Below are 14,362 nucleotides of genomic sequence, written 5' to 3'. Positions count from 1 at the left end.
ATGGGGGAATGGAGCAGCACGTGGATCCAGGCCAGCGGGGAGCCAGCTACCGCTTCAGTGTGGCGCCGATGATGGACTGCACGGATCGGCACTTCCGCGTGCTGATGCGCCAGGTCACTCGCCACAGCCTGCTCTACACCGAAATGGTGGTGGCCCGGGCCCTGCACCATGCCCGGCGGGAGGCCGGAGCGGAGCGGCCGGGCAGACGGGACGGACGGCTGGAGCGGCTGATCGGCTTCGACCCCTGCGAGAAGCCGCTGGCGCTGCAGGTGGGCGGCGACGAGCCGGCGCTGCTGGCCGAAGCCGCCCAGCTGGCTGCCGACTGGGACTACGACGAGATCAACCTCAACGTGGGCTGCCCGAGCGAGAAGGTGCAGCAGGGCCGCTTCGGGGCCTGCCTGATGGCCGACCCGGAGCGGGTGGCGCGCTGCGTGGAGGCCATGGCGGTCGCCGGCCCGCTGCCGGTGACGGTGAAGCACCGCATCGGCATCGACACGCGCGACTCCTTCCCGGAGCTGCTGGCTTTCGTGGACACCGTGGCGGCCGCCGGGGCGCGGCGCTTCAGCGTGCATGCCCGCAAGGCCTGGCTGCAGGGTCTCGACCCGAAGCAGAACCGCACCATCCCGCCCCTGCGCCACGACTGGGTGCACAGGATCAAGGCCGAGCGGCCGGATCTCATCATCGAGATCAACGGCGGATTGCAGACCCTGGACGACTGCCTGCAGCAGCTGCGTCACGTGGATGGGGCGATGGTGGGGCGCGCGGCCTACAACCATCCGCTGCGCTGGATCGGCGTGGATGAGGCGATCCATGGCGCCGGCAGTGCGTATGCCGGCAGACCCCACCTGGCCAGGGCCGCGGCGGTGCTGCGGGGGCTGGTGCCCTACGCCGAGCGTTGGTGCGGCCAGGGCGAGCGGCTTTGGCCCCTCGCCCGCCACCTGGTGAAGCTGGTGGAAGGCGTTCCGGGGGCCCGAAGCTGGCGGCACCAGCTCAGCCTGGCCGCCGGGGAGCGCCAGGCCGGAGCCGAGGTGCTGGAGCGGGCCGCCCGGCAGCTGGAGGAGGCTCAGTCCTCGGCGCCGGGGTAACCGCCGTCGCCGTCCTGGAAGCCGCCGTCAAAACCGCCACCGGCACCGGCACTGCCGCTGCGGCGGCGACGCGTACGCCCGGCCTCAAAACCGCTCTCAGGGGATCCTCCGCCGTAGCTGCGGTCTTCCCAGCCGCGGGCCCCGGAACCCCTGGAGCCATCAGCGGCCACGGGCGCGGCGCCGCCTCCTCCGCCACCGCCATAGCCGCCACCACCGCCGTAGCCACCACCACCGCCGGCGCCGCCATAGCCACCGCCGCCAGCACCGCCAGCACGGCGCGGGGCGCTGCCACGGGGTTCGGCCTTGTTGATGCGCAGCGGGCGGCCCATCAGTTCGGCGCCCTGGAGGGCCTCCACGGCCCGGCTTTCCATCTCGGGATCGGCCATCTCAACGAAGGCGAAGCCGCGCTTGCGACCGGTGTCGCGCTCAAGGGGGAGGGAGCAGTTGACCACCTCCCCATGGGGGGAAAACAGCTCCACCACATCCTCCTGCTCAGCGCGGAAGGGCAGATTGCCGACGAAGATGCTCACGTCTAAGGGGTAGGCGGGGGGAAGGAACCCAGCACTGGGGCTCCAGAAGCCTAGGGCCGGTTCAGGCAGGATTCTGCAGCGCCGGCTCCAGCCGCTGCCGGGCCGCCAGCAACTGGGCACGCACCCGCTCGAAGCCGGTGCCCCCCTCGCTGCGGCGGGCCGCCACCACCTGGCGCGGTGCGATGGCGGCAAAGATGTCGGCTTCAAACGCCGGATGCAGCTGCCGCCAGCGCTCCAGGGGCAGATCGCGCAACAGCACCCCCTGCTCCAGGCAGGTCTTCACCAGGCCCCCCACCAGCTGATAGGCCTCCCGGAAGGGCACCCCCCTGGCCACCAGGTAATCGGCCACGTCGGTGGCGTTGGAGAAGTCGGCCGCCACCGCCGCCTCCAGCCGCTGGGGGCGAAACTCCAGGCCCTCCTCAAACAGGATCGCCATCGCCTCAAGGCAGTCGCGCACGGTGCGCACACCGTCGAACAGGGCCTCCTTGTCTTCCTGGAAGTCCTTGTTGTAGGCGAGCGGCAGGCCCTTGATCATGGTGAGCAGCCCCATCAGGTGGCCGAACACCCGGCCGCTCTTGCCGCGCACCAGTTCGGGCACGTCGGGATTCTTCTTCTGCGGCATCAGGCTGCTGCCGGTGGCGCAGCGATCACTCAGAGCGACAAAGCCAAACTCTTCACTCGCCCAGAGGATCACCTCCTCGGCCAGGCGGCTGAGATGGGCCAGCACCAGCGCACCTGCGGCCATGAACTCCACGGCGAAGTCGCGGTCGCTCACGGCATCGAGGCTGTTGGCGTAGATGGCCTCGAAGCCCAGCTCCGCCGCGGTGGCGCGGCGGTCAATCGGCACCGGGGTGCCGGCCAGGGCCGCCGCCCCCAGCGGGCAGATGTTCACCCGCCGGCGCACGTCCGCCAGGCGGGAGCGGTCGCGCTCCGCCATCTCGATGTAGGCCAGCAGGTGGTGGGCCAGGCAGAGGGGCTGGGCCCGCTGCAGATGGGTGTAACCGGGGATCAGGGTGTCGGCGTGGCGTTCGGCCTGGGCCAGCAGGGCCCGTTGAAAGCGCTGCAGATCGCCGTCGATGGCATCGATCTGGCGCCGCAGCCACAGGCGCAGATCGGTGCCCACCTGGTCGTTGCGGGAGCGGCCGGTGTGCAGCTTCTTGCCCAGCGCTCCGAGCAGCTCGATCAGCCGGCGCTCCACGGCGAAGTGCACGTCCTCGGCCTCCAGGCCCGGGTTGAAACGACCCGCGGCCGCCTCCGCCCGCACCAGCTCCAGACCCTCGATCAGCCGCGCCGCCTCCACCTCACTGATCACCCCGCACTGGCCGAGCATGCGGGCATGGGCCACCGAACCATCCAGGTCGTCCTGCAGCAGGGCGATGTCGAAGCCGATCGAGGCGTTGAAGCGCTCGATGGCGGGATGCAACCCCTGCTCGAAGCGCTGGCTCCAGGTGGACGAGGTGGAGTCAACGGCCATGGACGGGCGCGCAACGGCTGAGCGGGCTGGGGTTCAGCTTGCCACTCAGCTCCCGGGGCCGCCCGGGGAGAGGGTGGGAAGCATCACCTCGTCGCGCACCTTGAACACCACCATGGAGGCATCGTCCTGCGGCTGCCGGTCTGCTCCCACGAAGCGATCCAGGCGGCCGAACAGCTGGTTGAGGATGCCCTGGGCCTCCAGGCCCGCGCGACTGGCCACCAGCAGGCTGCGCTGCAACCGCTCCTCCTCGTAACGCTCGCCGCTGAGGCTGCTGGCCTCGGTGACGCCATCGGTATAGAAGAGCACCACATCGCCGGGCTCGAGCACGATCGACTCGAGGCCGTAATCGGCCTCGCTCTGCAGGCCGATCAGCAGGCCAGGAGCATCGAGGCGCTCGACGCGGTTGAGACGCCGCCGCCAGAGCAGCGGGGGGTTGTGGGCCGCGTTGCTGTAGCGCAGCAGCCGTGTCAGCGGATCGAAGTCGGCATAGAAGAGCGTCACGAACCGGTGTGACTGGGAGAGGTCCTCCTGGGCCAGCTGGTTGAGGTCATGCAGGATGCGATCGGGGGCATGGCCGCTGAGGGCACCCGCCCGCAACATGCCCCGCAGCAGGGTCATCAACAGGCCCGCCGGCACCCCCTTGCCCATCACATCCCCCACCACCACCGCCCAGCGGCCGCGTTCGCGGCGGCGCCCGAGCAGGCGGGGGCGGGTGGGGATGAAGTCGATGTAGTCGCCGCCCACCTCGAAGGCGGGGCGGCAGCGGGCCGCCAGGTCCACCCCCTCGATCACCGGACAGCGGTCCGGCACCAGCTGGGCCTGGATCTCGGCGCCGATGCTGAGCTGCCGGTCCACCCGCTCATGGCGACGCATGTCCTGCTGCAGCACCTCGTTCTCCAGGGCCACGGCGGTGAGATCGGCCACCAGTTGCACATGGCGGCGGTGCACCTCACTCCAGCAATACCCCTCCCGCCGGCTGAACACATACAGCCGCCCGCGCTGGCGGCCACGGGCCACCAAAGAGGTGGAAAACAGCTCAACGCGGCCCAGCAGGCTGCCCACCTGCCGATCCAGTCGGGAGGCCTGCTCCAGCTCGGCCTCACCGTCGTCGTGGGCCACAACCTGCAGGTCGGCCTCCGGCAGGGCCGCCAGGCGGCGCACCAGGTCGGCGCTGTGCTCCAGGGGCGCGGCATGCACCTGCTCACGCCACAGGCGCCCGTCCTCGTGGAAGGACACCAGCAGGGCCCCGTCGGCCTCCACCAGGCGGGCGGCCACCAGCGGCACCAGCTCCAGAAGGCGGCTGAGGTTGGTGAAGCTGCGCAACACGAAGCCCAGGGACGCCAACAGCTCCTGGTTGCGGCGCTGCTCGCGGTTGAGGCTGTCGAGCAGCTGCCGCAGCGAGGTGCCGGGCGAGAGCGGGGGCTGGGGCAGTGCTGGCGGCGTCTGGCTCACCGAGCTGCCGCGAAGGAGTCGCAAGATAGCCGCGTTCGCACGCAAACGAGCTCAGCTCAACCTCAGCCTGCGAGCAGGGCCTCCACGAATTCGAAGCTGTTGAAGGGTCGCAGGTCGCGGATGCCCTCGCCGGCGCCGATGAAGCGGATCGGCAGACCGGCCTCCGAGGCCACCGCCAGGGCCACGCCGCCGCGGGCACTGCCGTCGAGCTTGGTGATCACCACTCCCGTGAGGCCTGCGGCACTGGCGAAGGCCATGGCCTGCCTGAGGCCGTTCTGGCCCTGGCTGGCATCGAGCACCAGCAGGGATTCCACGGCAGCCTCGGGGGCCAGCCTGTCGATGATGCGGCGCACCTTGGTGAGCTCCTCCATCAGGTTGTGCTTGGTCTGCAGCCGGCCGGCGGTGTCCACCAGCACCAGCTCGGTGCCCTTGGCCTGAGCCGCGCCGATGGCGTCGTAGACGACGGCCGCGGGATCGGCGTTGGCGCTGGGGTTGGCGATCACCGGCACCTGGCTGCGGTCGCCCCAGGCCTGCACCTGCTGCACCGCGGCGGCCCGAAAGGTGTCGGCTGCGGCGATCAGGCAGCTGTAGCCGCTGCGCACGGCCAGGTTGGCGAGCTTGCCGAGGGTGGTGGTCTTGCCCACTCCGTTCACACCCACCATCAGCCACACATTCAGGCGCCCCTTCTGGGGCGCCAGCAGGGGCACGCCGCTGGTTTCGATGGGGCCCTCGAGAATGGAGCGCAGCTGGTCCTTGAGGAAGCGCAGTCCCTCAGCCGACTCCACCACCTCCTCGTTGAGACGCTGGCGCAGGGCCTCCAGCACCCGGTCGGTGGCACTCACGCCCACGTCGGCCCGCAGCAGGGCCGTCTCGAGGTCATCGAGCAGCTCGGGGCTGAGGGGGTCGTCGCCAAGGCTGTCGAGGAGCTGGGTGACGAAGCCGCGGCGGGTTTTCTCCAGGCCCTGGCGCAGCCGGCCCAGCCAATCGATCTCCTCCAGCGACACCTGATCGATCCGCCGGCCCTGGGCCGCCAGCACCTCGGCCGACCAGGTGAAGGTGTCATCGAAGGCCCCCAGACGGGGCTCGGCGCTGTCGACGCGCTCCACCGCCGGCTCGGCCGCTGGGGCGGCGTCGGGGGCGGCGTCGGGCACCGGCGGAGCGGTGAGGGCCTGCTGGCGCTCGGCGCGGCGGGCGGCCGCCTGCTCGAGCAGCGACGGACCGGCGGCAGGGGATGGCTCGGGCTCGAGGGCCGCAGGGGACGGCTCGGTGGGGGCAGACGGGGCGGGCTGCTCAGGGGCGGCCTGGGTGTTCTGGAGGCGGGCGGCCTCCTGCTCAGCCTTGAGGCGCGCATAGGCCTGGCGGGCCCATTCGAGGGCATCTTGGGAGGTCGCGTCGGACGCGGCCTCGCGGGATGGGGCCTCCTGGGGTGGGGCGGAGGCTGTGGGTGCAGCGGCAGGGGGCGCAGCCGGGAGCTCAGCGACGGCAGGAGAGGGCGCCACGGCCGGCTCCTCCGGGGCCTCCGCCGGCTCTGGAGCCACGGCCGGCTCCTCGGGGGCCGCCGGTTGGGGCTGAAGGTTGCGTCTGAACCAGTCGAACACCATCAGGCCCCACTCCGTACAGCCGTGGTGTAACGACGCAGCACGCCGTTGATCATGCGCCGGCCCTGCTCATCGCTGTAGCGGTTGGCGAGTTCCACGGCCTCGCTGCAGGCCACGGCGGCGGGGGTGGCGAACTCCGCCAGGTCCACCACCGCCAGGCGCAGGATGTCGCGATCGATGCGTGGCAGCCGGCCCAGGCGCCAGCCCTCCATCACCGCATCGAGGCGGCGGTCGATGTCCTCCCGGTCGCGCAGCACCGCCCGCGCACGCTCCACGGCTCCGCGCCGCACCTCCTCCTGGTCGGCAAGCAGCAGCAGACGCGGCAGCTCCAGGCTGGCGGAGAGGCGATTGAGCGCCTGTTCGGCAGCCGCCAGACCCTGCTGGAGGTGCTGGCGCACCCGCGGCAGCTGCTGGACACCCTGCTCCTGCAATTCACTGTCCAGCAGCTCCTGCTGGGCGGTCTGCAGATCGGCGGCAGAGCTGTCCAGGGCATCGCGCACGTGCTGGCTGAGGCTGGCCAGGGCCTGTTGCAGCAGCCCCTCCAGGGCCGGCTCGGGGTCACTGCGGTGCCGTGGGGCGCTCGTCTCGCCACGGTCGTTGGTCTGGCCCAGCATCAGCAGGGCCAGTTCACGGGAAAGACTGCGGCTGGACATCAGGACATCTGGGGGGCCCGCAGCTGGGCCAGAAGGCTGGAGAAGCTGCGGCTGGAACGATCTTCGCGCTCGTCGGAGCTGACGATGCCGGCGGAGATGATCGTGCGGAAAGCATCCTCCACCGAGAGATCCAGATCCTTCACCAGCCGCTCGGGAAGCACGGTGTACCAGCCGGTGGTGGGGTTGGGGGCGGTGGGGATGAAGACACTCAGCATCGGCTCGTCAAAGCCGCTCTGAAGGGCGGTGCCCACGGCTCCGGTGACGAAACCCACCGCATAGAGACCCTCGCGGGGGTATTCCACCAGGACGACACGGCGGAAACGGCTGGATTTGCCCTGCAGGAAGGTTTCCAGAAGCTGCTTGAGCGTCTTGTAGACCGAGCCGGCCAGGGGAATGCGCAGCAGCGTGCCCTCACCGAATTCCAGCAACCAGCGGCCCACGATGTTGCGGGCCATCAGACCGATCAGCAGGATTCCCAGCAGGGGAACGAGCAGACCCACCCCCAGGTTGATCAGCTCCTGCAGAAACGGATTGAGGGTGTTGAAGGGGTTGAACTGCTTGGGAATCGTGGTGAGAAACGCCAGCACGAACCGGCTGACCGTGGTGGCCAGCCAGATGGTGGTGGCCAGCGGAATCACCACCAGCAGGCCGGCGATCAGATCGTTCTTGAGGTCCTGCTGGAGACGGTTGCCAATCGGCAGGTCTGGTCTGGGATTGGACTGGACCAAGGCAAACCCGGCGTTCTGGCCATCAGATCAGTCCGTCAACCTAGCCAGCCGTTCCCCCCACGGTGCCCATCAGACCAGGGCCACCACCGCCACGAGCACAAAGGCGATGGCCAGGACAACGGCGCGGCCGGTACCCCCGAAGCGGCGCTGCTGCACCGCCAGGTTGCGACCGAAGCGGGCCTGGGCGAGCTGCTGCTCCGCCTGCTCAAGCTGCGGCCTGATCTGACTGTCGATGAACTCACGGGCCCGCTGTTTCTTCTCCTCCTCGCTGGCCTCGGGCGGGATGCGGCCCTCCTTTTCGGCCTCGGCGATCAGCTGGTCGACGAAACCGGGATCCTCCACCTGCTGCTTCTGCATCTCCAGCTGCATCGCCTGCTGGGCAATCGCGGCATCCTGCTGCTGGACCTCCTGGGCCAGGGCGGCCTCGCTGCTCACCGACAACGGCACGGCCACCACCATGGCGATCGCCAACACCACGGCGAGCACCCCCACCAGCCAGCGCAGGGGAGTCCGGCCGGCCGCTGCATCCAGCCGCTGGGCGGTCAGCATCAGCAGCAGACCCACCAGGGCCATGGGGCCCTCGCCCACCAGCCGGTCGAGGAACACCTGGCGGAAGGGTTCGAGGCCCCAGTTCCAGTTCACCAGCAGGGCTGTGAGCTGAAGCCCCATCAGCACCACCAGAGTGAGCCCCAGCCAGCGGAGCAGGAGGGCGATGCGGCCGGAGGACGCGGATGTGGGAGCCAAGCGCAGCAGAGTGGAGAGAAGTGGCGCAACTGTACGGGTGGCTGCCGGCTCTGCCAGCACACTGGCGGCGCGGCTCCGGGAGGAGGCCCGCCGTCTGGGCTTCGATCCCGTGGGGATCGCCTCCGTGCCGGGCGGCGAGCGGATGGCCCTGCGCAGCGCCGCGCTGGCGCGCTGGTTGCAGCGGGGTCACCAGGCCGACATGGCCTGGATGGCCGATCCGCGGCGCCGGGCGGTGGAAACGCTGCTGCCCGGTGTGCGCAGCCTGCTGGCCGTGGGGCTGAGCTACCACGTGGGGGCACAGCGGACCCCCGGGTCCCTGAAGGTGGCGCGCTACGGCTGGGGCCGCGACTACCACCGGGTGATCGACGGGCGCCTGCGACGGCTTGGGCGCTGGCTGGAGCGCCAGGTGGACACGGTGGGCTGGCGTGCCTGCGTCGACAGTGCACCGCTGATGGACAAGGCCTGGGCCGAGGAAGCCGGTGTGGGCTGGATCGGCAAGCACGGCAACCTCATCCACCGCCGACGGGGCTCCTGGTTGCTGCTCGGACACCTGCTCACCACCCTGGAGCTGCCGGCCGATGCACCTGCCCGGCCCCTGTGCGGCAGCTGCAGCCGCTGCATTCCCGCCTGCCCCACCGGAGCCATCAGCGAACCCTTCGTGGTGGACAGCCGCCGCTGTCTCGCCTTCCACACGATCGAGAACCGCGACGACGCCCTGCCGCAGCCGATCGCCCGGCAGCTGCAGGGCTGGGTGGCCGGCTGTGACCTCTGCCAGGAGGCCTGCCCCTGGAACCAGCAGGCCCTGCCAGCCAGCGACGACCCAGACCTGCAACCACGCCCCTGGTGGCTCAATCTGCGGGCGGAGGAGGCCCTGGGCTGGAGCGATGCGGAGTGGGACGAGCGCTTGCGGGCCTCGGCCCTGCGGCGCATCAGACCCTGGATGTGGCGGCGCAACATCCTTGCCGTCCTGGAGGGTGGGGCGGAAGTGGATCCCTAGGCTGGGTTGACTTGCCCCCGTTCGATGCCGTCGCGCTGGCGGCGCACCCTGGTGCGCACCCTCCCGCTCCTGGCGCTTGGCATGGGCCTCGGCAGCACGCCAGCGGCCAAGGCCCTGGTGCCCTTCGTCTACGTGCCCCAGCGCCCGGAGCTGGAGGCCACGGGTCTGGGCATCGCCCAGGCGGCGGCGCGGCTGCTGCAGCTGGGCCAGGCGGAGGATGCGGCGCGGCTGGCGGCGCTCACCGTGCAGCTGCTGCCGGCCGATCCCCGCGGCTGGGTGCTGCTGGCGGAGTCCCAGCTGCGCAGCGACCAGGCCGAGGCCGCCGGGGTGTCGCTGTCACGGGCCCGGGAACTCGATCCTGACAACGCCGGCATCTGGTTCGCCCAGGGCTCGCTGGCCCTGCGCGACGGCCGGCCCGGCGAGGGCCTCGAGCTGCTGCGCCAGGGGCTGCGCCGGGACCCCCGCAACGCCAACGCCTACTTCGATGTGGGCAACGCCCATATCCTGCTGAACCAGCCTCGCCAGGCGCTGGAGGCCTTCGCCCGGGCCGCCGACCTGCGGCGCGACTTCTGGGAGGCGATCAATAACAAGGCCTTGGTGCTCTACGAGCTGGACCAGGTGGACCAGGCGATCACGCACTGGCGCCGGGTGCTGCAGATCCAGCCGGAGGCCGCCGAACCCAACCTGGCCCTGGCCGCCGCCCTGTTCGGGCGCGGCGCCGACGGCCGCCGCGAGGCCCTGGACCTAGCCAGCAAGGCGCTCGCCTCCGAACCCAACTATGTGCTCGCCAGCCATCAGGAGGAGCAGCTGTGGGGGACGAAGCTGCGCAGCACCACCCAGCGCCTGCTGGAGCTGGAGGAACTGCGCGTCGATGTGGAACGGGCTGAGGCCAACGCCAGCCTCTGAGGCTGGGCAGCGGCCGGGCGGGCTGGGCTGCATCGGTAGGCTGATCGCCTCATTTCGCCCTCACACCGCAGCACCGGATGCCTGAGGAGCGACCAGGACAGCGACCCGGCGACCGGCCGGACGACTCTCGGATTCAGCCGATCGCCCTGCATCAGGAGATGCAGCGCTCTTACCTCGAATACGCGATGAGCGTGATCGTGGGCAGGGCCCTGCCGGATGTGCGCGATGGCCTCAAGCCGGTGCAGCGGCGCATCCTCTACGCGATGCACGAGCTGGGGCTCACCCCCGACAGGCCCTACCGCAAGTGCGCCCGCGTGGTGGGCGACGTGCTCGGCAAATACCACCCCCACGGCGATCAGGCGGTCTACGACGCCCTGGTGCGGCTGGTTCAGACCTTCGCCAGCCGCCATCCCCTGCTCGATGGCCACGGCAATTTCGGTTCGGTGGACGACGACCCACCGGCCGCCATGCGCTACACCGAGACGCGGCTGGCACCGATCGCGAACCAGGCCCTGCTGGACGAGATCGGCGACGACACGGTTGATTTCGCAGCCAACTTCGATGGCTCCCAGCAGGAGCCCACGGTGCTGCCGGCCCAGCTGCCCTTCCTGCTGCTCAACGGCTGCAGCGGCATCGCCGTGGGCATGGCCACCAGCATCCCGCCCCACAACCTCGGCGAGATCGTCGACGCCCTGATCGCGCTGGTGCGCAAACCGGAGCTCCCCGACGCCAAACTGCTGGAGCTGGTGCCCGGGCCCGACTTCCCCACCGGCGGCGAGGTGCTCACCGGCAGCGGCGTGCGCGACACCTACCTGAGCGGCCGCGGCAGCATCCCGATGCGGGGCGTGGCCCATTTCGAAGAGGTGCAGCCCGGCAAGGGCCGCCACCGCCGCAGCGCCGTGGTGGTAACCGAGCTGCCCTACCAACTCAGCAAGGCCGGCTGGATCGAGAAGCTGGCGGAGCTGGTGAACGACGGCAAGGTCGGCGGCATTGCCGACATCCGTGACGAGAGCGACCGCGACGGCATGCGCGTGGTGGTGGAACTGCGCCGCGATGCCAACCCCGAACAGGTGCTGGCCGATCTGCAGCGCCGCACGGCCCTGCAGAGCAACTTCGGCGCCATCCTGCTGGCGCTGGTGGATGGCCAGCCCGTGCAGCTCAGCCTGCGGCAACTGCTGCAGCGGTTCCTGGAATACCGGGAGCACACCCTGATCCGCCGCACCCGCCACGCCCTGCGCAAGTGCGAAGACCGGCTGGAGGTGGTGGTGGGGCTGATCCGGGCGCTCGACGACCTGCGCCGGGTGATCGACATGATCCAGGAGGCCCGTGACGCCGCCAGCGCCCGGGCCAGCCTGCAGGTGCATCTGGATCTGAGCGAACGGCAGGCCGATGCGGTGCTGGCCATGCCCCTGCGGCGACTCACCGCCCTGGAGCAGGACAGCCTGCGGAAGGAGGCCGAGGAGCTGGGCCACGAACGCACCCGGCTGCGGCATCTGCTCGACGACCGGGACACCCTGCTGGACACCCTGGTGGCCGAGTTCCGGGCGCTGAAGAAGCGCTTTGCCACCCCCCGGCGCACCCGGCTGGTGGAGGGGGGCGATGAGCTCACGGCCCAGCGCACGGCCGCCCAGCGCCCCAACACCGAACTGCAGCGTCGCCAGGCCCTGGGCGCCCTGGCCGGCGATGCCCGGCTGCTGATCCAGGCCGATGGCACCGTGAAGATCGTGGCCCCCCAGACCCTCGGCCGCCTGCACCTGGAGGTGGCGGCCGAGGCTGGCGAGCACCCGGCCCCGGCACGGCTGAACTTGCCGGTGCAGAGCGAGCCCCAGGTGCTGGCGTTCACGGCCGATGGCCGCGTGGCGCTGCTGCGCTGGGAATTTGCCGGCCAGCAGCCGGGCCTGGTGGAGCGCTTCCTGCCCGACAGCCTGGAGGGCAGCCGGGTGGTGCAGGTGCTGGCGCTGAGCGGCGGCGAGGAGGCCGGCAGGGCGGTTACCAGCCTGGCTCTGCTGAGCAGCGATGGCCGCTGCAAACGCCTGCCGCTGGAGCTGTTCCGCGAGCTCTCCGGACGGGCCGCCACGGTGCTGAAACTCAAGGAGGGGGTGCAGCTCAGCCGGGTGCTGAGCTGCCGGGACGGGGGCGAACTGGTGGTGGCCAGCAGCACCGGCCGCCTGCTGCGCCTGGCGGTGAACGAGGCCAACCTGCCCCTGATGGGCCGCACGGCCCAGGGGCCGGTGCTGCTGCGGCTGCTGCCGGGCGAAGCTGTGGTGGGCGCTGCCGGGGTGCGGGGGCCGGAGGGCTCGGTGCTGCTGGCAAGCCGTCGGGGTTGGCTGAAACGTCTGAGCGTGGATCAGCTGCGCCTGTGCCAGCGCGGAGATCTGGGCCAGATCGGCCTGCGCTTCAGCGATCGCCACGATCAGCTGGCCGACCTCTGTGACGCCGAAGCACCGCTGGTGGCGGCCCTGCTGAGCAACGGCCGCAGTGCCCGGCTGCAGCCCGCCGACCTGGACAGCCAGCACACCAGCGACGGGGGGATGAACCTGGGACTGGCGGAACGGGAGGAGCTGCAGGCCCTGGTGCCGCTGATCCGCTAGCGCGCTGCGGAGGCCAGCGGTTGGCGGGAGGCGGCCAGGCCCGAGGGCTCCAGCATCAGCTTGCTGGAGCGCAACTCCTCGTCCATCTCGATCGGGTAGGCCCCGTCGAAGCAGGCGGTGCAGAAGTGGCCGGATTGGGCCTGGGCGGCCTCCACCATGCCCTCCTTACTGAGGTAAGCCAGCGAATCGACACCGAGATGGGCGGCGATCTCCTCGAGGGTGAGGCGGGCGGCGATCAGCTGGTCCTGGGTGTCAGTGTCGATGCCGTAGAAGCAGGGGTGGGTGACCGGCGGCGAACTGATGCGCATGTGCACTTCGGTGGCACCGGCATCGCGCAGGGCCGCCACCAGCTTGCGACTCGTGGTGCCGCGCACGATCGAATCGTCGATCACCACCACCCGCTTGCCGGCCAGCACGTCGGGAAGGGGGTTGAGCTTCACGCGGATGCCGGCCTCACGCATCGCCTGGGTGGGCTGGATGAAGGTGCGGCCCACATAGCGGTTCTTGATCAGACCATCGGCGAAGGGGATACCGCTCAACTGGGAATAACCGATGGCGGCGGGGATTCCGGAATCGGGCACGCCGATCACGATGTCGGCCGCCACGGGGGTTTCCCGGGCCAGCACTTCGCCGATGCGCACCCGGTAGCTGTAGAGCGATTCGCCAAAGAAGCGGCTGTCAGGCCGGGCGAAATAGATCATCTCGAACACGCACAGCTTGGTGGGCTCCTCGCACCAGCGCAGGCGACGGGGTTCGGGATCGTGGAGACGGAAATGAATCAGCTCACCGGGGAGCACATCGCCACAGAAGCTGGCACCGATGATGTCCAGCCCACAGGTCTCGCTGCTCACCACCCAGCAGGCCTGCTCCTGCTCGCCCAGGTGACCGAACACCAGCGGTCGGATGCCATGGCCGTCGCGCAGGGCGAACAGCCCCGCCGGGGTGCCGATCACCAGGCTGAAGGCCCCGCGGCAGAGGCCGGCGGCCGTGCGGATGGCGGCCTCCCAGTCCATGCCGCCGTTCACGGCCCGCTGAACGGCGAAGGCGATCAGCTCGGAATCGGTGGTGGAGGTGAGTTCGTCGGCCAGTTCGGCGAGCTCGTGGCGGAGCTCGGCGGCATTCACCAGATTGCCGTTGTGGGCCAGAGCAAAGGGGCCCAGGCGACTGTTGAGCAGCACCGGCTGGGCGTTGCACACCTTGCTGCTGCCGGTGGTGGAGTAGCGGTTGTGGCCGATGGCCAGGGAGCCCGGCAGCCGCGCCAGCACGTCCTGGTCAAACACCTGGCTCACCAGACCCATGTCCTTGTGCAGGCGCACCTCACCGTCGTCGTCGAACACGGCGATGCCGGCCGACTCCTGGCCGCGGTGCTGGAGGGCATAGAGGCCGAAGTAGGCCAGGTTGGCCACGGGCTGATCCGCAGCCATCACGCCATAGACGCCGCAGGCCTCCTCGGGCTTGTCAGGACGCTCACCGCTGGACTCGTGGTTGCGCGCGGAGAACACCGTGGTCACGAGAACACCATCGTCACGAGAGCACCACCTTCACGAGAACACCATCAGCACAGGCCTCTCGTTGCGCTAGCCGAAGAACCATTCTGCACCAGG

12 protein-coding genes are annotated in these 14,362 nt (G+C 70.3%); 4 read left to right on the top strand and 8 right to left on the bottom strand.

The window, feature by feature from the left end:
- Positions 1 to 8: 8 nt before the first annotated feature.
- Complete coding sequence (dusA, locus tag KBY96_RS02975) at positions 9 to 1,085, top strand: tRNA dihydrouridine(20/20a) synthase DusA (protein WP_254977894.1); 1,077 nt, start codon at positions 9 to 11, stop codon at positions 1,083 to 1,085.
- Here dusA and KBY96_RS02970 read toward each other — a convergent pair.
- The 7 genes from KBY96_RS02970 to KBY96_RS02940 form a co-directional block, all read right to left on the bottom strand.
- Positions 1,064 to 1,615 carry an RNA-binding protein gene (locus KBY96_RS02970; protein ID WP_254977732.1) on the bottom strand — a complete coding sequence of 184 codons (552 nt, stop codon included), beginning with the start codon at positions 1,613 to 1,615 and terminating at the stop codon, positions 1,064 to 1,066. The two genes, dusA and KBY96_RS02970, sit on opposite strands and share 22 nt — an antisense overlap.
- Positions 1,616 to 1,676: 61 nt before the next feature.
- Complete coding sequence (gene argH, locus KBY96_RS02965; RefSeq protein ID WP_254977731.1) at positions 1,677 to 3,089, bottom strand: argininosuccinate lyase; 1,413 nt, start codon at positions 3,087 to 3,089, stop codon at positions 1,677 to 1,679.
- Positions 3,090 to 3,134: 45 nt separating this feature from the next.
- Positions 3,135 to 4,541: a GAF domain-containing SpoIIE family protein phosphatase gene (locus KBY96_RS02960; RefSeq protein WP_254977730.1), complete on the bottom strand. Its 1,407-nt coding sequence runs from the start codon at positions 4,539 to 4,541 to the stop codon at positions 3,135 to 3,137.
- Positions 4,542 to 4,603: 62 nt separating this feature from the next.
- Entirely contained in the window at positions 4,604 to 6,142 is a 1,539-nt protein-coding gene (gene ftsY / locus KBY96_RS02955) for a signal recognition particle-docking protein FtsY (RefSeq protein ID WP_254977729.1), read from the bottom strand.
- Positions 6,142 to 6,792: a transcription antitermination factor NusB gene (gene nusB / locus KBY96_RS02950; protein ID WP_254977728.1), complete on the bottom strand. Its 651-nt coding sequence runs from the start codon at positions 6,790 to 6,792 to the stop codon at positions 6,142 to 6,144. The genes ftsY and nusB overlap by 1 nt, the downstream gene beginning before the upstream one ends.
- The gene (locus KBY96_RS02945; protein ID WP_254977727.1) at positions 6,792 to 7,520 is read right to left on the bottom strand and encodes a DUF502 domain-containing protein; all 729 of its coding nucleotides are present in this window, start codon (positions 7,518 to 7,520) and stop codon (positions 6,792 to 6,794) included. Before KBY96_RS02945 ends, nusB begins: the two co-directional genes overlap by 1 nt.
- A gap of 69 nt (positions 7,521 to 7,589) precedes the next feature.
- Positions 7,590 to 8,264, bottom strand: coding sequence for an HpsJ family protein (locus KBY96_RS02940; RefSeq protein ID WP_254977726.1), 675 nt, complete (start codon positions 8,262 to 8,264; stop codon positions 7,590 to 7,592).
- Positions 8,265 to 8,301: 37 nt separating this feature from the next.
- Between KBY96_RS02940 and queG the strand changes: the two genes are divergently transcribed.
- The 3 genes from queG to KBY96_RS02925 all read left to right on the top strand — a co-directional run bounded on the left by queG (position 8,302) and on the right by KBY96_RS02925 (position 12,758).
- Positions 8,302 to 9,261, top strand: a complete 960-nt coding sequence (queG, locus tag KBY96_RS02935; protein ID WP_254977725.1) for a tRNA epoxyqueuosine(34) reductase QueG — start codon at positions 8,302 to 8,304, stop codon at positions 9,259 to 9,261.
- Between the two features lie 24 nt (positions 9,262 to 9,285).
- On the top strand, positions 9,286 to 10,167 hold the full coding sequence (locus KBY96_RS02930; RefSeq protein WP_254977724.1) for a tetratricopeptide repeat protein: 882 nt from the start codon (positions 9,286 to 9,288) through the stop codon (positions 10,165 to 10,167).
- A 77-nt stretch (positions 10,168 to 10,244) separates the two neighbouring features.
- Positions 10,245 to 12,758, top strand: coding sequence for a DNA topoisomerase (ATP-hydrolyzing) subunit A (locus tag KBY96_RS02925; RefSeq protein ID WP_254977723.1), 2,514 nt, complete (start codon positions 10,245 to 10,247; stop codon positions 12,756 to 12,758).
- Here the strand turns inward: KBY96_RS02925 and purF are convergent.
- On the bottom strand, positions 12,755 to 14,269 hold the full coding sequence (gene purF / locus KBY96_RS02920) for an amidophosphoribosyltransferase (protein WP_254977722.1): 1,515 nt from the start codon (positions 14,267 to 14,269) through the stop codon (positions 12,755 to 12,757). The two genes, KBY96_RS02925 and purF, sit on opposite strands and share 4 nt — an antisense overlap.
- Positions 14,270 to 14,362: the final 93 nt, after the last annotated feature.

It is taken from the genome of Cyanobium sp. ATX 6A2, assembly GCF_024346355.1.
Classification (GTDB): Bacteria; Cyanobacteriota; Cyanobacteriia; order PCC-6307; family Cyanobiaceae; genus NIES-981.
Note: the sequence above shows the minus strand (reverse complement) of the source record. Positions and strands in the feature narration are given on the sequence as shown.